Source organism: Pseudomonas sp. FP198, from assembly GCF_030687895.1.
In the GTDB taxonomy this organism is placed as follows: domain Bacteria; phylum Pseudomonadota; class Gammaproteobacteria; order Pseudomonadales; family Pseudomonadaceae; genus Aquipseudomonas.
Genome location: NZ_CP117452.1, coordinates 2,068,403 through 2,087,700 on the forward strand (window position 1 = coordinate 2,068,403; position 19,298 = coordinate 2,087,700).

Here is a 19,298-nt window from a genome sequence, read left to right on the forward strand (position 1 = left end):
AGGATCGGGCAAGAACTCCAGCGAAATGTTCTACCGGCCAATGACGCCGGTCCCTGAAACTGCCAGTCGAATTCAACTCAACAAGGAGTCATCTCATGCGTGTACAAGCCTACGGCGCCCACGCGGGCGACAAACCCCTTGAACCGATGCAAATCAATCGCCGCGCACCCGGCGCGCACGACGTGCAAATCGACATCGCCTTTTGTGGGATCTGCCACTCGGACCTGCACCAGGTGCGCGCCGAGTGGGCAGGCACTCAGTTCCCTTGCGTCCCTGGCCACGAAATTGTCGGCCGCGTGTCGGCGGTGGGCGCCCATGTTTCCGCGTTCAAGAGCGGTGATCTGGTCGGCGTCGGCTGCATTGTCGACAGCTGCAAGCACTGCGAGGACTGCGAAAGCGGCCTGGAAAACTACTGCGACGACATGATCGGTACCTACAACTTCCCGACGCCGGATGAACCGGGCTGGACCCTGGGTGGCTACTCGCAGAACATCGTGGTGCATGAGCGTTATGTGCTGCGCATCCGTCACCCCGAAGAGCAATTGGCCGCCGTCGCGCCACTGCTTTGTGCCGGCATCACCACCTATTCGCCATTGCGTCACTGGAACGCCGGGCCGGGCAAGAAAGTCGGCGTGGTCGGTATCGGTGGCCTGGGGCACATGGGCATCAAGCTCGCTCATGCGATGGGGGCGCACGTCGTGGCGTTCACCACATCAGAATCCAAGCGCGAGGCCGCCCGGCAGTTGGGCGCCGATGAAGTCATCGTGTCGCGTAATGCTGATGAAATGGCCGCCCACGCCAAGAGCTTCGACTTCATCCTCAACACCGTGGCGGCGCCCCATGACCTCGACGCTTTCCTGGTATTGCTCAAGCGCGACGGCGCGATGACCCTGGTGGGCGCTCCAGCGACGCCTCATTCGTCGCCCAATGTCTTCAACTTGATCCTGAAGCGTCGAACCATTGCCGGCTCGATGATCGGTGGGATTGCCGAAACCCAGGAAATGCTGGATTTCTGCGCTGAGCACGGCATCGTTGCCGACATCGAGCTGGTTCGTGCCGATCAGATCAACGCGTCCTACGAGCGGATGCTCAAGGGCGACGTCAAGTATCGCTTCGTGATCGACAACGCTACGTTGGCCGGTTGAATGTAAGCCTCAAAGCGTTCAGGCCCGATTGATGCGGGAGCGGGCCTGCTCACGATCGCGGTGTTCCAGTCGCCTGTGCGTGGATTGTGCCGTCGTCATCGCGAGCGAGCTCGCTCGCTCGCCCAAGGGGTTCGAGCCCTTCCATAAATTTCAGGTTGTTATCCATGATCCATACTTTATCGCCCAGCCCGCAGGGTAAGCCTGCGTGGGGCGCGGTGCTGGCCATGTCGTTGGCTGCCTTCGCGCTGGTCGCCTCGGAATTCATGCCGGTCAGCCTGCTGACACCGGTAGCGGCGGACCTTCATGTCAGCGAAGGGCAGGCCGGCCAAGGCATCGCCGTCTCCGGCGCCTTCGCCCTGGTCACTAGCCTGTTCATCGCCTCGATTGCCGCCCGGGTCGACCGCAAATGGCTGCTCTCGGCGTTGACGCTGCTGATGATCGTTTCCGGCACAGTGGCTGCGCTGGCCCCCGACTACGTGACGTTCATGGTCGGCCGCGCCTTGATCGGCGTTGCGATTGGCGGCTTCTGGTCGCTGTCGGCCGCCACGGCCATGCGCCTGGTGCCGGAGGATAAGGTCCCCCGCGCATTGGCCATCGTCAACGGCGGCAATGCCTTGGCGACGGTAGTCGCTGCGCCATTGGGCAGCTTCCTGGGGGCAATCATCGGTTGGCGTGGGGCGTTCTTCTGCATCGTCCCCGTCGCCGCGCTCGCCCTGGCCTGGTTACTGTTGAGCCTGCCCTCGCTGCCCTCGCGGGTGAAGCAGGACAGCGGCAATCCTTTCAAACTGATGACCCAGGCACCGGTTGCGTTGGGCATGCTGGCCGTCAGCACCTTCTTCATGGGCCAGTTCATGTTGTTCACCTATCTGCGTCCCTTCCTCGAAACGGTGACGCAGGTGAGCGTGTCGCTGTTGTCGTTCATGTTGCTGGTGATTGGCCTGGCCGGTTTGCTCGGCACCTTCCTGATCGGTTCGTTCTTGAGGAACGGCCTGTATCGGACCCTCATCGTCATCCCGTTGTTGATGGCTGCAATCGCTCTTGCGCTGGTTGCGTTCGGCGGGTCAGCGGTAATGACCGCGGTGCTGCTGGGCGTCTGGGGGCTGGTGGCAACGGCGGCGCCGGTTGGCTGGTGGACCTGGCTGGCCAGGACGTTGCCGGAAAATGCCGAGGCCGGCGGCGGATTGATGGTGGCGATCGTCCAGCTCGCCATTGCGTCTGGTGCCACGGTGGGTGGCGTCCTGTTCGACCTGAGCGGTTATCGGGCGACGTTTGAAACCAGCGCGGCCGTGTTGGTCGTTGCGGCGGTGCTGACCATGCTGGCGGCCCGTGCCGCGGCTCGCAAGTCTTCGCAAGTGTCGAGCGACGCGACATATGGCGCTGTGCGGGAGCCAACCTGATCGAAACCAATGCAGGCTTCGTTGATCTATAAGCGGGGGGAAAAATCCCTGATGCTATCGGGCGAAGGCGAACCGAAGCTGGACGAGACCGTTGGGCGCCTGCAGTTTGGTGGCATATTGATATCTTGGTAAGCTTTAAGCTCGTTACCTACCGAGTTGGTTAGTTGTGTCTACTGAAAGAATTTCCCAATTGGAGCAGGCGCTCCTGGCCGTCATTGCGGCCGCGGGCAAGATGGGCGTCAGTTGTGATGAACTTTGCGCGCAGGCTGTGGGCGGGCTGGTGTCCGAGCGCTACTGGGGCTGGGCGGATGCCCAGCACGCTCAAGGCGCGGCTGACGAGATCGATAACGCCTTGGCGGTCCTGGTCGGCCGGCAAACGGCTACGCCTGGCAATCCCGTGCAAAGCGGACCCGATGCAGCATTTGAATCGGCTGCCGGCTGAACCTCCTGTCTTCAGAAATGGGCGACTCAACAGGTCGTCCATTTGCTTTAAAGCCCCAACCCTTCCTCGATGATCAAGAGAAGAGCCTCTTCATTCAGCGCTACGGGTTCGGTCTGTTGCCCGGCCGGCCGGAGCTGCCAAAGCGATTCGCCATGCTCGCCCACGGTGCGCAGGATGCAGCGCTTCCCGCCTTGCATATGGATTTCGATGCAGCCCTCTGCGCTGGTGGAGAAGCGGGCGATCGGATCGAGCGAGATGCGCCGGTGGTTGCCCTCGATCACCAATTGGTCAATGGCGTAGTTGTACGTCGAACCGCTGGAGTGGCGCTCGAAGACGTGGGTCGGATTGCGCCGGATAACTAGGCCCGCCTCACACACCGGCGCCAGCCATGTTTCGATCTGACGGTACAAGTCGTAGACCTGGCCGGGCCAGTGTTCGATGGCCAGGTCGGCGCAGTTGTCGACGCCGGCTGGGGTTCGTTGGGCCTGCCTCAGCTTCGCCGCGAGTTCGTCTGCCTTGCTCATGTCGATTCCCTGTCGTGGTGATAGGTTGAGCGTAGCTGATGGAGTGGGGGGCTCAATTGCGCTGGGTCATGGCGAGGTTTCGTTTTGCGCAGCGAGCTGATTTCGGGCGTTTCGCAGCCATATGCGAGTAGCCTTTCGAATCTGGTGACCTATATGGCGAGGGCATTGATGACGTGTTCAGGGTCGTTATGAATAGCGCGCAACAGAGCTTTCGCGGGACCGGTTGGCTCGCGCCGCCCTTGCTCCCAGTTGCGTAGCGTGCCCAACTGAACGTCGATCAATGCTGCAAACTTGGCTTGGGTCAGGCCGGTGGCTTTTCGTATCTCCTTCACCTGCAGCGCATCGACGATGAATTCCCGGAACGGCTGGCGCTCTCCTCGGACAATCTCATCCATCTGTTGCACGCTTTCCATCAGCTCATCGAAAAATCTGCTCATGGTTATCTCCATTGCTCGACGATCATTTTCAACGCCTTGCGTTGATCACCCGTCAAGTCTTGCTGTTCGTTTTTCGGATAGATCATCAGTAAGGCAATCTTTGAGGCCGAGTTGAAGTGATAGTAAATCACCCGGGCAATGCTATAGGACGCAGTTCCCCTATTCATCTGGAAAGTTGTAACGACAATCTCCAACGTATGCGTGGACTCAGTGTTGCGCCCGAAACGAGGGAGCGCTTTGCGTGGCGGACCTCTCATTACCTCTGCTGGCCATCCGCTCGACCGCATCCGGCAACGAAGCCACATGCACCGCGCGCGACGGCATGGCGAAGCGCACGCCGATTCTGGCGAACTCTTCCATCATGCCCAGGTTGATCGCCTGCTGGATGTCCATGTAGACGTTGTAGCTGGGGTCCAGCACGATATAGACCGTTTCGAACTCCAGTGCGCTTTCGCCGAAACCGCGAAAATGCGCGCGGTCGAAGCGGGTCTTTTCCTGGGCCTTGATGATTTTTTCGACGATGACCGGCACTTGCCGCAGTTGTTCTGTCGAGCATTCCTGGGGCAGGGCGAATTCGAAGACGATGCGGCGCTCCTGAAGGCGTTTGTAGTTCTGGATGGTGGTGCTGATCATGCCGGCGTTCGCCATGACGATCTGCTCGCCACCCAGGCTGCGGATTCGCGTGGTCTTCAGGCCGACATGTTCCACCGTCCCGGCGAGGGAGCCGACGACGATGAAATCGCCGACTTCGAAAGGTTTGTCCACGGCAATCGACAGCGAAGCGAACAGGTCCCCGAGGATATTCTGCACCGCGAGCGCCACGGCGATGCCGCCCACGCCGAGGCTGGCAACGAACGCCGTGATGTTCACGCCCAGGTTGGAAAGCATCGCCAGGAGCACCACCGCCCAGAGGAATACTTTCGCACCCCACAGGCTCAGGGTGGCCAAGGCGCTTTTCTGATGAATGTCGGAGTGGCTGTGGCGGGCGAAATAATGCATCAGCGCCAGGGCGATCGCTCGGTTTGCCCATAATCCCACTTGCAGGGCCGCCACCACGAACCAGAGGCTGCTGACTCGACTCAGCCAGCGTTCCGGCAAGTCCAGTACGCCAACGCCGATCAGGATCGAGGCCAGCAATAACAAGGTATTGCTGGTACTGGACAGTACTTCGACGGCGATGTGGCTGACATAAGCGTCGGGTTTTTGTGCCCGGGCACGCACGTTTTTCAACAGGAAGCCGACGCCAGCCCTGGCGATGATGAAACTCACCGTCATCACGCTCAGTGCCAGCAGCCAATTGGCAATGGAGATGCCCAGTACCTGGGTGTCGGTAAAAATATCGAGGGAGCTTGAGTCCATGGATGGATCACCTGTGCCATTTCTGTTCAGGTTGTGCCCTGGCCGCACCGGCCGGGCCATGAACCTGGTTAGTTCGCAGATGGCAGAGGCCCGTTCAATTTTCTTGCCGTCAGCGGCACCGGGCATGGGCCGCTGATCCGACTCAAGCGCCTCTCCTAGCGCAACAGATGCACCGCCAGCCCGGCCAGGCCGCAGGCCAGCAACACCTGGATGACGCCGCGTTTATAGCGGAACAGTGCAATGAACGCCGCGACTGCAAGAATTGCCGATGGCCAGTCCAGTGCTGCATAGAAGCCCTTGGGCCAGAGCACGTGGTAACCGAAGAAGCAGGCGAGGTTGAGAATCACCCCCACCACCGCCGCGGTGATCGCTGTGAGCGGCGCGGTGAATTTCAATTCGTCATGGGTCGATTCCACCAGCGGACCGCCGGCCAGGATGAACAGGAACGAGGGCAGGAAGGTGAACCAGGTCACCAGCGTGGCCGCAACCGCGCCCGCCAGGAACGCCTGTTCGGGGCCGAACACCTGCGTCACGTAACCCCCGACGAAACCAACGAACGCGACCACCATGATCAACGGTCCCGGAGTGGTTTCGCCCAGGGCCAGGCCGTCAATCATCTGGGTCGGTGTCAGCCAGCCGAAATGTCCGACGGCGCCTTGATACACGTAGGGCAGAACCGCATAGGCGCCGCCGAAAGTCAGCAGTGCCGCCTTGGTAAAGAACCAGGCCATCTGCGTCAAGGTTCCTTCCCAACCAAACATCCCGGTCAACAGGCCTATCGGCAGAATCCACAGCAGCGCCCCGACGATCAGCAGTCGGGCCAGGCGGGTGGCACTGAAACGAGCGTGTTCCGGGGTCGGTGTATCGTCATCGATCAGGGCCGGGCCGAACGACTTGTGCCTGGCATCGTGGCCGCCCAGGCTGAATTTTCCCGGTGCCCAGCGACCGCCGAAGTAACCGATGACTGCAGCCCCCAGTACGATTAGCGGGAAGGGTACGTTGAAGGCGAAGATCGCCGTAAACGACGCGGCGGCGATTGCCCACAGCCAGTTGTTCTTGAGCGCGCGCGAGCCTATCCGGTGCGCGGCATGCACGACGATCGCCGTCACGGCGGGCTTGATGCCATAAAAAATGCCGGCCACCACCGGCACTTCGCCAAAGGCGACGTATAGCCAGGATAAGGTGATGAGGATGAACAGCGAGGGCAGGACAAACAACGCCCCGGCGATTACTCCGCCCCAGGTTCGATGCATCAGCCAGCCGAGGTACGTCGCCAGTTGCTGGGCCTCGGGGCCGGGCAGCAGCATGCAGTAGTTCAAGGCGTGGAGGAAGCGACGCTCGGAGATCCAGCGCCGACGCTCGACCAATTCCTGGTGCATGATCGAGATCTGGCCCGCCGGTCCGCCGAAGCTGATGAAACCCAGTTTCAGCCAGAACCAGAAGGCCTCTCGCAGGCTGACGGTCGACGGTCTGGCCTGTACCTGTTCTACAGTGCTCGGGTTCGGAGTGCTCATGGTCCGCGGGGCCTTGATATAAAGGCCACCTACGTTATGGGGCGAGACACGTTTTAGATAGTCCCCGGTAAGGCTCGCGTGTAAAAAAAACGCGCCAAGGGGCGGCATCCTTGCCAAATGATAAGGGGGATTTTGGATCCACTGCGCCATCCATCGACTTCGCCCCACCGGCAAATTGCCGCCCTCCAAGCGGTACGCTAAGCTCACGAATATTAGGGGCTTTGAGCGTTTTGCTCATGCTTTGCCCTCTTCAGGAATTCGCTTGCCTATCCCCATCAACGATCCGCTCCATGCGCCCGGCGGCACCCTCAAGCGCCTGCCATTGCTCAAGGCTGCGGTGGCGTTTATCGCGACGGTGTGCCTGTGCCTCTGCGGTTTGCTCTATCTGCAACTGGAGCAATCTCGTCGTCACGACCTGGAGTCGGCGCGGATTGCTTCGGCCAACCTTACCCGTGCCATGGCCCAGCAGGCCCAGGATACTTTCCTGCAGGCCGATCTCGTGCTCGGCAGCCTGGCAGACTGGATCCAGATCGATGGCTACGGCCCGGCCGTGCGCACGCGCCTGCAACAGACATTCGCCCGGCGCGTGTTATCCCTGGAGCAACTGCACGGCCTGTTTCTGTTCGACAAGAGCGGCCAGTGGATCATCACCTCGTTTGAAAAGCTGCACCGGGGATCCGGTATCGCGGATCGCGAGTATTTCCAGTTTCACCAGGAGAACGCCTCGCTCGTCGCCCATATCGGCCCGGCGATCCGCAGCCGGCAGAATGGCGAATGGATCATCCCCGTTTCCCGTCGGCTGAATGACCGCAAAGGCAATTTCCAGGGCGTGCTGCTGGCCGGGATCAAGATGTCGTATTTCGACCAGTTCCTGAAGAGTTTCAATCTCGATGACCAAGGCGAGATGGCCCTGGCGTTGTCCGATGGGACTTTGCTGGCGCGCCGGCCCTTCGACGAGGCGCTGATTGGTGCGTCCATGGCGCGGCATCATATTTTCCAGCACGATCCGGCGGTGGGGGCCTCCGGCGATGAGATGATCCGCTCCGACACCGATGATATCGTCAGGCTCTATGGCCATCGGCATCTGCAAGCCTACCCACTGGTGGTCATTGCCGCGATGTCCGAGTCGGCGATCCTGGCGGGCTGGTATGACCGGGCAGTGCAATCGAGCCTGATCGTGGCCTTGGTGGTGCTGGGTATCTGTCTGTTTGGCTGGGTATTCGTGCATCAGGTGCGTAACAGCGAGCGGATTGAAGCGGACCTGCGCAAGGCCCAGCAAGCGCTGGAGCTGATCGCCACTCATGACAGCCTGACCGGACTGGCGAACCGCCGGCTGTTCGAGCGGGCCCTGGGCATCGAGTTCGGCCGAGGCGCCCGCCAGCGCAGCCCCCTGAGCCTGATCATGCTCGACATCGATTTTTTCAAGCGCTACAACGATACCTACGGGCATGTCGCGGGTGATCATTGCCTGGCGGAGGTCGCGAAGGTGCTCAAGGACTGCTGTCATCGCAAGGCCGACCTGGCGGTGCGTTATGGTGGCGAAGAGTTTGCTGTCCTGCTGCCCGATACCAACCTGCACGGCGCCATGGCATTGGCCGAACAGATCCGCCGTCGCGTCATCGACAAGCAGATTACCCATTCGGCTGCCCCCTCCGGCTACCTGACGGTGAGCCTGGGTTGCCATGCCTTCGTGCCCAGCAGCCTGGACAGTACGGAAGTCTTCATTCAGCGAGCCGATGCGGCGCTGTATCAGGCCAAACACAGCGGTCGCAACTGTGTCGCGGCGTTGTCCAGGGAAGACTCGTTCGATGCGCTGGAGCGTTCCGATCGCTGAGATTCGTCGGAATCATCGGCGGCGGATCGAGGTCCATTGTTCAACGCACAGGCGACGCGTAGCCCTTTTCGTCAAACTCTGTAGGCTCGCCAACTGACGCGGCAGCGGCTGCTAAGGTTAAGAAAACCCAAGGGTCGAACGCAGTTCATGCAGTGAAGTTTGCACGGCGAAGCCAACGCCGAAGGACAGGAGCAGGTCAATGGACACCGCTGCCGATATCCCCCCTGACGTCACGCGTCATACGCCGATTACCCGTCGCCTGGTGGTGGCGGTCGGCGTGCTGTTCGTAATGGGTGTCCTGATGGCTGTCGCCGCGCTGTTCAACATTGCGCAAAAGCTGGACGCGGACGACGTGGGCAAGACTCACTTCTACATCGAGCGCGCGCTCGAAAATCGCATCACCGCGTCGAAAAACTACATGGCCAGTTACGCCTACTGGACCACCGGCTATGAGCGTCTGAACGGCGAGGTCGATGTGCAATGGGCCTATGCCGAACAGAACATCGGCAAGACCCTGTTTACCAACGATGAATACGAAGGGGTGTTCGTCGTCGACCGTGAACGCACCAAATATGCGGTGGTGCGGGGACAAAATGTCCAGGCAGACGCGACGGCCTACATCGATACACCGCTGAAGGAGCTTGTCGATCAGCTCCAGGCGCAACCGGACCTGACCAGGCCCATGATCCGCTACACCTTGTTCGAAGGCTGGCCAGCCATCGTCACGGCTTCGGTGATCCTGCCCAACGACGAACGTCCTCAGGTCGAGGCCAAGGGGACGTCGGTGCTGCTTTTTGTCGACCAACTGACGCCGGTCAAGCTTCGCAAGGTAGGCAAGAGCTACGGCCTGAACGAGTTGAATCTGGTGAAAGATATGGCGCTGGCGCCCGGTCAGCCAGCCGTACCGCTGGATAGCACCGGTTACAGCCTGGTATCCCGGCTGGAGCGGCCAGGCCAGCAATTGCTGTGGTCCCTGGTTCCGCCATTGGGCGGGGCGTTGCTGATCCTGGCGTTGCTCACCGCTTATTTTTTCCGCTATGCCATGCGTACCGCTCGACAGGTGGATGCCAGCTACGACAGCCTGGAAACCTCAAAGCAGGCGCTCCAGGCGAGCGAGGAGCGCTTCCGTGCCGTGGCGGAGGCGGCGTCGGACTGGATATGGGAAATCGACAGCCAGCAGCGCATCACCTATCTGTCGGGGCGCTTCAACACCGTTACCGGTTTTTCCGATCAGCAATGGCTGGGACAGGACATCGAACAGTTGCTGTATTGCGACACCACGCCGATTGCCTTGTGGCTGGGCAAACTGGTCGAAGAGCAGAATGCCAGCAACCTTCGATGTTCCTACCGCGACCATTCCGGACAGTTGCGATTTTGTCGGGTATCGGCGCGGCCGATCTACGACAAGGCCTTGGTAACGGGCTATCGCGGCACCGCCAGCGACATCACCGATGAAGTGGCCGCCCATGCCCAGGTCCAGCACCTGTCGATGCACGATGCGCTGACCGGCCTGCCGAATCGCAACAAGTTGGCCCGGCACCTGGACGATGCATTGCTTGCCAAGGAGCATTCCGTACCGCTGGCCTTGCTGATGGTGGATCTGGATAACTTCAAGCCGATCAACGATTCACTGGGCCACCCGGCCGGCGATGCAGTGCTGCTGGAAGTGGCCCAGCGCCTGCGCGACTGCACCCGAGAACACGATCTGGTGGCGCGCCTGGGTGGGGATGAGTTCGTGGTGGTGCTCAGCGGAGTGGAGCACTCCGCCGAAATCGACCGGTTTTGTGCACGGCTGATCGACAGCCTGCAGCAACCGATCCATTACGAGACCCATTCGTTGCACATTGGCGCCAGCATCGGCATTGCCGTAAGCCGGCGCCAAGGTTATGTGCCGGGCGAGTTGATCCGTTGCGCCGACATCGCCCTGTACCAGGCCAAATCCGAGGGCAAGAAGACCTGGTGCTACTTCGCCTCGCACATGAACGATCAGATCCAGCATCGTCGCCAGCTGGAAAGCGACCTTCGCCAGGCATTGAAGAAAAATGAGTTCGTCCTGCATTTTCAGCCTCGCTATACCGTGGATGGCAAGACCATCGTCGCGGTCGAGGCGCTGGTCCGTTGGCAACATCCGACCCAAGGCTTGCTGGGCCCCGACGCGTTTATCCCGCTGGCCGAGCAAACCGACCTGATTGTCCCGCTTGGGCGTTGGGTGTTACGCGAGGCCTGCGAAACCGCGTTGACCTGGCCGGGCGAGCTGATGGTCTCGGTCAACCTCTCGCCTGCGCAATTCGAACGCAGCGATGTGGTCGAGGACGTGCGCCAGGTATTGATCGAAACCCACTTCCCGGCGAGTCGCCTGGAGCTGGAAATCACCGAGAACGTCATGCTGAACGATGTGGACGGTGCGCTCCAGGTCATGAATGCGCTCAAGGAACTGGGGGTGCGCCTGAACATGGACGATTTTGGTACCGGCTATTCGTCGCTCGGTTATTTGCGCACCTATCCATTCGATGGCATCAAGATCGACAAGCGCTTCATCGCCTCCATGAGCAACAGCAGCAACGACCGCGCCGTGGTCCAGGCGATCATCAACCTGGGCAAGGCCATGGGCCTGACGGTCACCGCCGAAGGTGTCGAAACCCTGGCCCAACTGGGCACGCTGGGCTCGGATGAATGCCACGAAGTGCAAGGGTATTTTCTCAGCCGCCCCATCGACAAGCAGGCGTTCGCGCATCTGCTGGAGAGCGCTCCGCCCCTGTCGAAAACCGGCTCCTGAGCGGTTGTTGCAACCTCCACGGCTTGTCATCGGTCACAGCTAGTACTTTGGTTTTTCGAGTTGTCTGTCCATGAAAAAGCTGCGAATCGCGACCTTCAATATCAACGGCATCCGGGCTCGGCTGCCCAACCTGCTGGAGTGGCTGGAGCGGGAGAAACCCGACATCGCCTGCTTGCAGGAGTTGAAGGCCGCCGACAAGGATTTCCCGGCGGCGGAGCTTGAGTCGGCCGGGTACGGGTCGATCTGGCACGGCCAGGCTTCCTGGAATGGCGTTGCGATCCTGGCCCGCGATGCGCAACCGCTTGAGAGTCGGCGCGGCCTGCCGGGCGGAGAGGAAGACAGTCACAGTCGGTATATCGAGGCGGCTGTGCATGGCGTCCTGGTAGGTTGCCTTTATCTGCCCAACGGCAATCCGCAGCCGGGTCCGAAGTTCGACTACAAGCTGGCCTGGTTCGAGCGGCTGATCGATTATGCCCAGGGGCTACAAGCCAGCGATCACCCGGTGGTGTTGGCGGGTGACTACAACGTGGTACCCACTGACTTCGACATCTACAACCCACGCTCGTGGCTCAAGGATGCCCTGTTGCAGCCGGAAAGCCGCGAGCGGTACCAGCGCCTGCTGGACCAGGGCTGGACGGATGCGTTGCGTCATCTCTACCCGGAGGAGCGGATCTATACGTTCTGGGACTATTTCCGCCAGCACTGGCAAAAAAACTCCGGGCTACGTATCGACCACCTGTTGCTCAACCCCGTCGCCAGTGCCTACCTGAGCGAGGCGGGGGTGGATGCCTGGGTCAGGAACCAGCCACACCCCAGCGACCATGCCCCGACCTGGATTCGTCTGTCTTCGCGCAAGCGCCGTTGAGGCCGCCGGATCATTGTCCACCCAGGGGAAATGCCTTATACCTGTGCCAACGGCGGGGTGCCTGCACAAGCCCTGCACCTGAACAGGAAAGGACATCCCATGAACCCATCTCGACTGAGTGATTGCGCTCGTTATCTGCGGCGCCTGGGCTTCGACACGGCACCACTCCCGACGCTCGATTCGTTGCGCCAGTTGCAGTGGCGTCATACGGCCGAGTTCCCCTTCGAAACCCTCGCGACGCTGCTGGGGCAGCCGGTGCCGATCGACCTCGAGTCGGTGGAACGAAAAATCTTCGAGCAAGGGCGCGGCGGTTATTGCTACGAGCTCAATCAGCTATTCCTGGCCCTTTTGCAGGACCTGGGCTTCGAGGCTCGCGGCATCACCGGACGAGTAGTGATGAACGCGCCTGAAGGCGCCTGGACCGCACGCACCCATCGCTTGAGCCTGGTGACGCTTGACGGCGTGCGCTATGTAACCGACGTCGGCTTCGGTGGCATGGTGCCGACCGCGCCACTGTTGCTGGACAGTCGCGAGGTCCAGGCCACTCCTCACGAGCCGTACCGCATCGAGACCACTGAAGACGGCTACATGCTGCGCGCCAACGTAGGGGGCGAATGGCGGCCGATGTACCTGTTCGACCTGCAGCGCCAGGAAGAGATCGATTACATCGTCGGCAATTGGTACGTCTGCAGTCATGCGGATTCCCCGTTCAAGGACCGGTTGATGGTCGCCCGCACGGGTGACGGTTGGCGCAAGACCCTCAACGGCAACAGCTATGCCGTGCACCAGATCGGGCAGGAAAGTGGGCGACGCACAATCATGGACGCCGACGAGTTGATCGACCTGCTGGAGACGGAGTTCGGGCTGCGGGTGCCGCCACGGGAACTGCTGCGGCCGGTGCTGGAAGGACTGATAGCGCGAAGTTGAATGCAATCTGGTTCGGGATTTGCAACCTGGTCTGTGATCCGTGCGCAACAAGTTGTATACAACTCTATGGACATTTGTCCTGACTTTTGAATACAGTGTGCGCATAACAAAAACCAGGGAACCCCCGAACCATGAAAACGTCCCATGTTTCACTCCCACGGCCCGAGGACGAAAACCTTGGCGTCGGCGCGAATATGGCTTACGGCCTGCAACATGTGTTGACCATGTACGGCGGCATCGTCGCGGTGCCCTTGATCATCGGCCAGGCGGCCGGCTTGTCGCCGGCGGACATCGGCCTGCTGATCGCTGCGTCATTGTTCGCGGGAGGGCTGGCGACGTTGCTGCAAACGCTTGGCCTGCCGTTCTTTGGCTGCCAGCTGCCGCTGGTGCAGGGCGTTTCGTTCTCCGGCGTCGCGACCATGGTGGCGATCGTCGGAACCGGCGGGGAAGGGGGCTTCCAGGCCATCCTTGGCGCAGTAATCGCGGCGTCCCTGATCGGTTTGCTGATCACTCCGGTATTCTCGCGCATCACCCGGTTCTTCCCGCCACTGGTCACCGGCATCGTCATCACCACCATAGGCCTGACGCTGATGCCGGTGGCGGCGCGCTGGGCCATGGGCGGCAACAGCCACGCCGCGGATTTCGGCAGCATGGCGAACATCGGCCTGGCTGCGCTGACCCTGGTACTGGTGCTGGTACTGAGCAAAATGGGCAGTGCGACGATTTCCCGCCTGTCGATCCTGCTGGCGATGGTCATCGGCACCGTCATCGCGGTATTCCTCGGCATGGCGGACTTTTCGTCCGTCAGCGAAGGCCCGATGTTCGGGTTCCCAACGCCGTTCCACTTCGGCATGCCGACTTTTCATATCGCCGCGATCCTGTCGATGTGCATCGTGATCATGGTGACGCTGGTGGAAACCTCCGCTGACATCCTGGCGGTGGGGGAAATCATCGACACCAAGGTCAATTCCCGCCGTCTGGGCAATGGTCTGCGAGCCGATATGCTGTCGAGCATGATCGCCCCGATCTTTGGCTCCTTCACCCAGAGTGCCTTTGCCCAGAACGTCGGGCTGGTGGCGGTGACCGGTATCAAGAGCCGTTTTGTCGTGGCGACTGGCGGGATATTCCTGGTGGTGCTCGGGCTGCTGCCGTTCATGGGGCGGGTGATCGCCGCCGTGCCGACCTCGGTGCTCGGTGGTGCTGGTATCGTGCTGTTCGGTACGGTTGCCGCCAGTGGTATCCGAACCCTGTCGAAGGTTGACTACCGCAACAACGTCAACCTGATCATCGTCGCCACTTCCATTGGCTTCGGCATGATCCCGATCGCCGCACCGAACTTCTACGACCATTTCCCCAGCTGGTTCGCGACGATCTTCCATTCGGGGATCAGTTCTTCGGCAATCATGGCGATTATCCTGAACCTGGCGTTCAACCATTTCACCACCGGCAACTCCGACCAGCAGTCGGTTTTTGCCGCCGGTACCGAGCGGGTGCTGCGCTACCAGGACCTGGCCGCACTGCGTGAAGGTGATTATTTCAGCGACGGAAAATTGCATGACTGCGACGGCAACGAGATTCCAGTGGTGGCGGAACCCGCTCACTCGCCGGAAGAGCACGGCCCGGTGCGGCTAAAGAGCAGCGAGCACGTCTGATCTGGCGATCGCAAAGGAGTAAAAAACAAAAGCAGCCGGTGATCATCGATCACCGGCTGCTTTTTTTATTGCCTCTGAACGGACTACCAGCGACCGTAATGGCCGCGCGGCGGGCCATAGTAATAGCCCCGTGGTGGCCCGTAATACACCGGCGCCGGGCGATAGTAGACCGGGTGCTCGATGTATACCGGTTGCGGCGCGTAATAGACCGGTGGCGGTTGTTGCACATAGACAGGTTGTTGCACGTAGACCGGTTGTGGCTGGACATACACCGGTTGCTCGACATAAACCGGTCGGTCGCGGCTGATGAGCGCGGAGCCGACAATGGCCGAGCCGACGATTGCACCAAACACCGCGGGACCCTCCCAACCACCGCGACCATGGGCGGATGCCTGGCCGGTGACCGCGAGTGCCCCCACGAGCAGGGCGATGATGGGAAGTTTGCGTTTCATGGCGATTCCTCGTTCCGGCCCCGGCGCCTGTGGCCTGCGACAGACCCGATTAGGGGCGCGGGGATACTTGCTCTGACAGCGATTTTCCCAGGATTTGCACCGCCGCTGGGTAAATATTGTGTAAGGTCTGTGGCTGATTTTTTTACAGCGGATGACGAGTCGCTGCGCTGCGCCCGAGGTCTGAGCATCGAACAGGACCGGTCGGTACGGCGATCGCGTTTATCCGAAAGTGTTTCAAGGAGACGAGCATGCAGATGAACCCCAACAAAGACACCCAGCTGTGCATGTCACTATCGGGGCGCCCGGGCAATTTCGGCCTGCGCTTTCATAATCACCTCTATGAACAACTGGGCTTGAACTTCTACTACAAGGCGTTCAGCAGCCGCGACCTGCCGGGTGCGGTGCGTGGCATTCGCGCCCTGGGCATCCGCGGATGCGGCGTGTCGATGCCGTTCAAGGAGGCCTGCATCGCCTTGGTCGATGAGTTGGATCCTTCCGCCGCCGCGATCCAGTCGATCAACACCATCGTCAACACCGACGGCCATTTGAAGGCCTATAACACCGACTATATTGCCGTCGCTCAATTGCTGCAGACCCATGCCGTACCCAAGGATTCGACTTTCGCCCTGCGTGGCAGCGGCGGCATGGCCAAGGCGGTCGCCAGTGCCTTGCGCGATGGCGGCTATAAAAATGGCCTGATCGTCGCCCGCAACGAAACCACCGGCCGAGCCCTGGCCGACTCCCTGGGATACGAATGGCAAGCCGAGCTGGGCGATCGCCGGCCACAAATGCTGATCAACGTGACGCCGATCGGCATGACGGGCGGTCCTGAAGCGGACCACCTGGCGTTCGAGGCCAATGCTCTCGTGGCAGCCGAGACGGTATTCGACGTGGTGGCGATTCCTTCGGAAACGCCGTTGATCGTCCGGGCCCGGGCAGAAGGCAAGCGGGTCATCACCGGGCTGGAGGTGATCGCGATCCAGGCCTTGGAGCAGTTTGTGCTGTACACGGGCGTGCGGCCCAACCTGGAGCAATTCGACAAGGCCGTGGCTTTCGCCCGGTCCTGATTACTCCAGGCGCGCCAGACGCTCCTCCAGCGCGGCGATCCGCGCTTCGAGTTCTTCAAGGCGTTCCATTGACACACCGCTGCCGGCGCCACCGCGTTCTACCGGGTGCTGGCGGGCGGCGAGGAGGGTCTCGATGTCCGCGGGGTCGCCCATGGCATGCATATAGCGGTCTTCACGCTGGCCGGCCTGGCGCGGCATCAGCAGCGCCAGGCCTCGGGCGATCAGGCGCTCGAGCTGGTGCACGACCTGCTCGGTGTCTTCGAAATCATGCATGCGGCCGCTGCGGGTCAGCAGTTCATTGACGGTCTGTGGGCCGCGCAGGAACAGCAACCCCATCAGGATCACCTGGGCCGGCACCAGCTCCAGCGCCTTGTCGACCCGGTGCTCCCAGCGGTCGGCGCGGCTGCCCATGACCAGCCGGGTAAAACCGCGGCCTTCCAGGGCCCGCAAGCTCTGGCCGACCTGGCCCGGATTGAGGTTCGTCACCGGTTCGCGACTGGTTTTCTGGTTGCAGGCCAGCACTAGCGCGTTGAGGGTGAGAGGGTAGGTCTCAGGGTTGGTGGCCTGTTTTTCGATCAGGGCGCCAAGGATGCGGATTTCCGTGCTGTTGAGCCGTGGTTCTTCGGCCTGGCTTTGTTCTTCGATGCTCATTGCGCGTTTCCCTATGCCGTGGAAGCCGCCTAGCCTAATCCTTGCGTAATAAAAGACAAGGAGCGCAACAAGCCGTGGCTATAATCGCCGACGTTTGATTTGTTTCCTCCTACCACCCGCATGAGATCGCCATGACCATTTCCCTGTACGCCGCCTCCGTCCCGGTTTTCAAACAGATGCTCAACGCCCTGAGTGATGTGCTGAACAAGGCCGAAGCCCACGCCACCGCGAAAAACATCGATCCGAACGCTTTGCTGCAAGCACGCCTGTTCCCGGACATGTTCCCGCTGGTGCGTCAGGTGCAGATCGCCGTCGACTTCGCCAAGGGCGTGTCCGCGCGCCTGGCCGAGATCGAAGTGCCGAAATACGACGACAGCGAGACCACCTTCGCTGAGCTGCAAGCGCTGATCGCCAAGGTGCTGGCCTTCATCGACGGCATCAGCCCCGAGCAGATCGATGGCAAGGAAGGCATTGAAATCGTCACCCGTCCGGGCACCCCGAAGGAAAAACGCTTCAGCGGTCAAACCTACCTGCTGACCTACGGCCTGCCGCAGTTCTTCTTCCATGTCACCACCACTTACGCACTGCTGCGTCACAACGGCGTGGAAGTAGGCAAGCGCGATTACATGGGCGCGTTCTAAACCCGCGAGCATGAAAAAGCCCGGGACGGTGTGAGCCGTTCCGGGCTTTTTTGTGGCTGTCAGTTCCGCAGCGTCTGGTCCATCGCTATCGCGAGCAAGCTCGCTCCCACATGGTCCTTGCTACAAACATCAATCCAGTGTGGGAGCGAGCTTGCTCGCGATGAGGACCGTACATCCACCACACAATTACGCGGTGCGCCGCGCCCGCTCTTCTTCACCCAGGCAAGCCGCCGCCGTGAACAGCACATCCGTGGAGGAATTCAGCGCGGTTTCAGCGGAATCCTGCAGCACGCCGATGATGAACCCGACCGCGACCACTTGCATGGCGATTTCGCTAGGGATGCCAAACAGGCTGCACGCCAGGGGAATCAACAGCAGCGAGCCGCCGGCGACCCCGGACGCGCCGCAGGCGCAGATGGCGGCGACGACACTGAGCAGCACGGCCGTGGGCACATCCACGACGATGCCCAGGGTATGCACGGCCGCCAGCGTCAATACAGTGATAGTGATGGCTGCGCCGGCCATGTTGATGGTGGCGCCCAGCGGGATCGAGACCGAGTAGGTGTCTTCGTGCAGGCCGAGGCGCTTGCTCAGTTCCAGGTTCACGGGAATGTTCGCCGCCGAGCTGCGCGTGAAGAACGCGGTGATGCCGCTTTCACGCAGGCAGGTGAGCACCAGCGGGAAGGGGTTGCGACGCAGTTTCCAGAACACGATGAGCGGGTTGACCACCAATGCCACGAACAGCATGCAGCCGATCAGCACGGTTAACAGGTGCAGGTAACCGAGCAGCGCACCGAAGCCGGAGGTGGCCAGGGTCGAGGCCACCAGGCCGAAGATACCCAGCGGGGCGAAGCGGATGACCAGCCGCACAATCACGGTCACGCCATTGGACAAGTCTTCGAGTACGGTGCGCGTGGTTTCGCCAGCATGGCGAATGGCAATGCCCATGCCGATGGCCCAGGCCAGGATGCCGATGAAGTTACCGTCCATCAGCGCTCGAACGGGGTTGTCCACTACGCTGAGCAACAGGCTCTGCAGCACTTCACTGATCCCGCCGGGCGCGGTAACGGCAACGTCCTGCGCGCTCAGCACCAGGCTCGAGGGAAACAGCGTGCTGGCGATGACCGCGACCACGGCCGCAGCGAAAGTGCCCAGCAGATAAAGGAAGAGGATCGGGCGGATATGGGTTTCCTGGCCGTGCTTATGGTTGGCGATCGACGCCATGACCAGCACGAACACCAGGATCGGCGCCACGGCCTTGAGCGCCGACACAAAGACCTTGCCGATGAACGCCGTGGATTTCGCCACGTCAGGGGCCAGCCACGCCAGGACAATGCCAGCGATCAGGCCGATGACAATTTGCGTCACCAGGCTGGTGCGTTTGAAGCGGTGCATAAGGGAAGAGGACACAGCAGTCATGACGGTATCTCTGATTTTTTATGTGCAACGGTCCGTCAATCAGGGCAACAAGCGGGCAGGCCGCATGATCGGGACCGAAAAGAGGGTGGAGCATTTGCAGGCCGCGGACTTTATCACAGCCCGGCGAAAAATCTGACGGACCTGTGACGATCCGTCACCTGCCTGTTTATCTGCGTTTTTCTGACGGCCCCAATCT

At 61.0% G+C, this 19,298-nt stretch carries 18 protein-coding genes and 1 pseudogene; 11 read left to right on the forward strand and 8 right to left on the reverse strand.

The genetic code is table 11. The features are described 5' to 3' along the window. The first annotated feature begins 95 nt into the window (after positions 1-95). The 3 genes from PSH78_RS09620 to PSH78_RS09630 all read left to right on the forward strand — a co-directional run bounded on the left by PSH78_RS09620 (position 96) and on the right by PSH78_RS09630 (position 2,984). On the forward strand, positions 96-1,145 hold the full coding sequence (locus tag PSH78_RS09620) for an NAD(P)-dependent alcohol dehydrogenase (protein WP_305500045.1): 1,050 nt from the start codon (positions 96-98) through the stop codon (positions 1,143-1,145). 164 nt (positions 1,146-1,309) lie between these two features. Further along, complete coding sequence (locus PSH78_RS09625) at positions 1,310-2,542, forward strand: MFS transporter (RefSeq protein ID WP_305500046.1); 1,233 nt, start codon at positions 1,310-1,312, stop codon at positions 2,540-2,542. A gap of 166 nt (positions 2,543-2,708) precedes the next feature. Beyond that, a complete protein-coding gene (locus tag PSH78_RS09630; RefSeq protein ID WP_305500048.1) occupies positions 2,709-2,984 on the forward strand; it encodes a hypothetical protein in 276 nt (91 codons plus the stop codon). Positions 2,985-3,031: 47 nt separating this feature from the next. Here PSH78_RS09630 and PSH78_RS09635 read toward each other — a convergent pair whose 3' ends face one another. From PSH78_RS09635 to chrA, 5 genes and pseudogenes are all read right to left on the reverse strand, one after another. Beyond that, positions 3,032-3,508: a hypothetical protein gene (locus PSH78_RS09635; RefSeq protein ID WP_305500050.1), complete on the reverse strand. Its 477-nt coding sequence runs from the start codon at positions 3,506-3,508 to the stop codon at positions 3,032-3,034. A gap of 149 nt (positions 3,509-3,657) precedes the next feature. Further along, on the reverse strand, positions 3,658-3,945 hold the full coding sequence (locus tag PSH78_RS09640) for a DNA-binding transcriptional regulator (protein ID WP_305500051.1): 288 nt from the start codon (positions 3,943-3,945) through the stop codon (positions 3,658-3,660). A 2-nt stretch (positions 3,946-3,947) separates the two neighbouring features. Continuing rightward, positions 3,948-4,082 (reverse strand): annotated as a pseudogene (locus PSH78_RS09645) (type II toxin-antitoxin system RelE/ParE family toxin); the annotation flags it as partial. A 70-nt stretch (positions 4,083-4,152) separates the two neighbouring features. Next, complete coding sequence (locus PSH78_RS09650; protein WP_305500052.1) at positions 4,153-5,304, reverse strand: mechanosensitive ion channel family protein; 1,152 nt, start codon at positions 5,302-5,304, stop codon at positions 4,153-4,155. Between the two features lie 155 nt (positions 5,305-5,459). Further along, positions 5,460-6,818, reverse strand: coding sequence for a chromate efflux transporter (gene chrA, locus PSH78_RS09655; protein WP_305500053.1), 1,359 nt, complete (start codon positions 6,816-6,818; stop codon positions 5,460-5,462). 262 nt (positions 6,819-7,080) lie between these two features. Here chrA and PSH78_RS09660 point away from each other — a divergent pair, with 262 nt between their 5' ends. The 5 genes from PSH78_RS09660 (at position 7,081) to PSH78_RS09680 (ending at position 14,872) form a co-directional block, all read left to right on the forward strand. After that, a complete protein-coding gene (locus PSH78_RS09660; protein WP_305500054.1) occupies positions 7,081-8,652 on the forward strand; it encodes a diguanylate cyclase in 1,572 nt (523 codons plus the stop codon). Positions 8,653-8,851: 199 nt separating this feature from the next. Next, entirely contained in the window at positions 8,852-11,428 is a 2,577-nt protein-coding gene (locus PSH78_RS09665; RefSeq protein WP_305500055.1) for an EAL domain-containing protein, read from the forward strand. 70 nt (positions 11,429-11,498) lie between these two features. Continuing rightward, the gene (xth, locus tag PSH78_RS09670; protein WP_305500056.1) at positions 11,499-12,293 is read left to right on the forward strand and encodes an exodeoxyribonuclease III; all 795 of its coding nucleotides are present in this window, start codon (positions 11,499-11,501) and stop codon (positions 12,291-12,293) included. Between the two features lie 99 nt (positions 12,294-12,392). After that, complete coding sequence (locus tag PSH78_RS09675) at positions 12,393-13,220, forward strand: arylamine N-acetyltransferase (protein ID WP_305500057.1); 828 nt, start codon at positions 12,393-12,395, stop codon at positions 13,218-13,220. A 131-nt stretch (positions 13,221-13,351) separates the two neighbouring features. Next, entirely contained in the window at positions 13,352-14,872 is a 1,521-nt protein-coding gene (locus tag PSH78_RS09680) for a nucleobase:cation symporter-2 family protein (RefSeq protein ID WP_305500058.1), read from the forward strand. A gap of 83 nt (positions 14,873-14,955) precedes the next feature. Here PSH78_RS09680 and PSH78_RS09685 read toward each other — a convergent pair whose 3' ends face one another. Beyond that, positions 14,956-15,324 carry a hypothetical protein gene (locus PSH78_RS09685; protein WP_305500059.1) on the reverse strand — a complete coding sequence of 123 codons (369 nt, stop codon included), beginning with the start codon at positions 15,322-15,324 and terminating at the stop codon, positions 14,956-14,958. A gap of 248 nt (positions 15,325-15,572) precedes the next feature. Here PSH78_RS09685 and PSH78_RS09690 point away from each other — a divergent pair, with 248 nt between their 5' ends. Next, positions 15,573-16,391 carry a shikimate 5-dehydrogenase gene (locus PSH78_RS09690; protein ID WP_305500061.1) on the forward strand — a complete coding sequence of 273 codons (819 nt, stop codon included), beginning with the start codon at positions 15,573-15,575 and terminating at the stop codon, positions 16,389-16,391. Here PSH78_RS09690 and PSH78_RS09695 read toward each other — a convergent pair whose 3' ends face one another. Next, a complete protein-coding gene (locus PSH78_RS09695) occupies positions 16,392-17,042 on the reverse strand; it encodes a YceH family protein (RefSeq protein WP_305500062.1) in 651 nt (216 codons plus the stop codon). Positions 17,043-17,173: 131 nt separating this feature from the next. Here PSH78_RS09695 and PSH78_RS09700 point away from each other — a divergent pair, with 131 nt between their 5' ends. Beyond that, positions 17,174-17,683 (forward strand): DUF1993 family protein, encoded by a 510-nt coding sequence (locus PSH78_RS09700; protein ID WP_305500064.1) that lies wholly within the window; start codon positions 17,174-17,176, stop codon positions 17,681-17,683. A gap of 186 nt (positions 17,684-17,869) precedes the next feature. Here the strand turns inward: PSH78_RS09700 and sstT are convergent, their stop codons facing one another. Beyond that, on the reverse strand, positions 17,870-19,102 hold the full coding sequence (gene sstT / locus PSH78_RS09705) for a serine/threonine transporter SstT (RefSeq protein WP_305500066.1): 1,233 nt from the start codon (positions 19,100-19,102) through the stop codon (positions 17,870-17,872). Between sstT and PSH78_RS09710 the strand changes: the two genes are divergently transcribed. Further along, complete coding sequence (locus tag PSH78_RS09710) at positions 19,101-19,238, forward strand: hypothetical protein (protein ID WP_305500067.1); 138 nt, start codon at positions 19,101-19,103, stop codon at positions 19,236-19,238. The genes sstT and PSH78_RS09710 overlap by 2 nt on opposite strands. Positions 19,239-19,298: the final 60 nt, after the last annotated feature.

What these genes read in the sequence shown, in the direction of transcription:
- PSH78_RS09620 (WP_305500045.1), top strand. Translation starts at nt 96, where the DNA reads ATGCGTGTACAAGCCTACGGCGCCCACGCGGGCGACAAACCCCTTGAA.
- PSH78_RS09680 (WP_305500058.1), top strand. Translation starts at nt 13,352, where the DNA reads ATGAAAACGTCCCATGTTTCACTCCCACGGCCCGAGGACGAAAACCTT.
- PSH78_RS09640 (WP_305500051.1), bottom strand. Translation starts at nt 3,945, where the DNA reads ATGAGCAGATTTTTCGATGAGCTGATGGAAAGCGTGCAACAGATGGAT.
- PSH78_RS09710 (WP_305500067.1), top strand. Translation starts at nt 19,101, where the DNA reads ATGACGGTATCTCTGATTTTTTATGTGCAACGGTCCGTCAATCAGGGC.
- PSH78_RS09685 (WP_305500059.1), bottom strand. Translation starts at nt 15,324, where the DNA reads ATGAAACGCAAACTTCCCATCATCGCCCTGCTCGTGGGGGCACTCGCG.
- PSH78_RS09700 (WP_305500064.1), top strand. Translation starts at nt 17,174, where the DNA reads ATGACCATTTCCCTGTACGCCGCCTCCGTCCCGGTTTTCAAACAGATG.
- PSH78_RS09650 (WP_305500052.1), bottom strand. Translation starts at nt 5,304, where the DNA reads ATGGACTCAAGCTCCCTCGATATTTTTACCGACACCCAGGTACTGGGC.
- chrA (WP_305500053.1), bottom strand. Translation starts at nt 6,818, where the DNA reads ATGAGCACTCCGAACCCGAGCACTGTAGAACAGGTACAGGCCAGACCG.
- PSH78_RS09635 (WP_305500050.1), bottom strand. Translation starts at nt 3,508, where the DNA reads ATGAGCAAGGCAGACGAACTCGCGGCGAAGCTGAGGCAGGCCCAACGA.
- PSH78_RS09690 (WP_305500061.1), top strand. Translation starts at nt 15,573, where the DNA reads ATGCAGATGAACCCCAACAAAGACACCCAGCTGTGCATGTCACTATCG.
- PSH78_RS09665 (WP_305500055.1), top strand. Translation starts at nt 8,852, where the DNA reads ATGGACACCGCTGCCGATATCCCCCCTGACGTCACGCGTCATACGCCG.
- sstT (WP_305500066.1), bottom strand. Translation starts at nt 19,102, where the DNA reads ATGACTGCTGTGTCCTCTTCCCTTATGCACCGCTTCAAACGCACCAGC.
- xth (WP_305500056.1), top strand. Translation starts at nt 11,499, where the DNA reads ATGAAAAAGCTGCGAATCGCGACCTTCAATATCAACGGCATCCGGGCT.
- PSH78_RS09625 (WP_305500046.1), top strand. Translation starts at nt 1,310, where the DNA reads ATGATCCATACTTTATCGCCCAGCCCGCAGGGTAAGCCTGCGTGGGGC.
- PSH78_RS09695 (WP_305500062.1), bottom strand. Translation starts at nt 17,042, where the DNA reads ATGAGCATCGAAGAACAAAGCCAGGCCGAAGAACCACGGCTCAACAGC.
- PSH78_RS09675 (WP_305500057.1), top strand. Translation starts at nt 12,393, where the DNA reads ATGAACCCATCTCGACTGAGTGATTGCGCTCGTTATCTGCGGCGCCTG.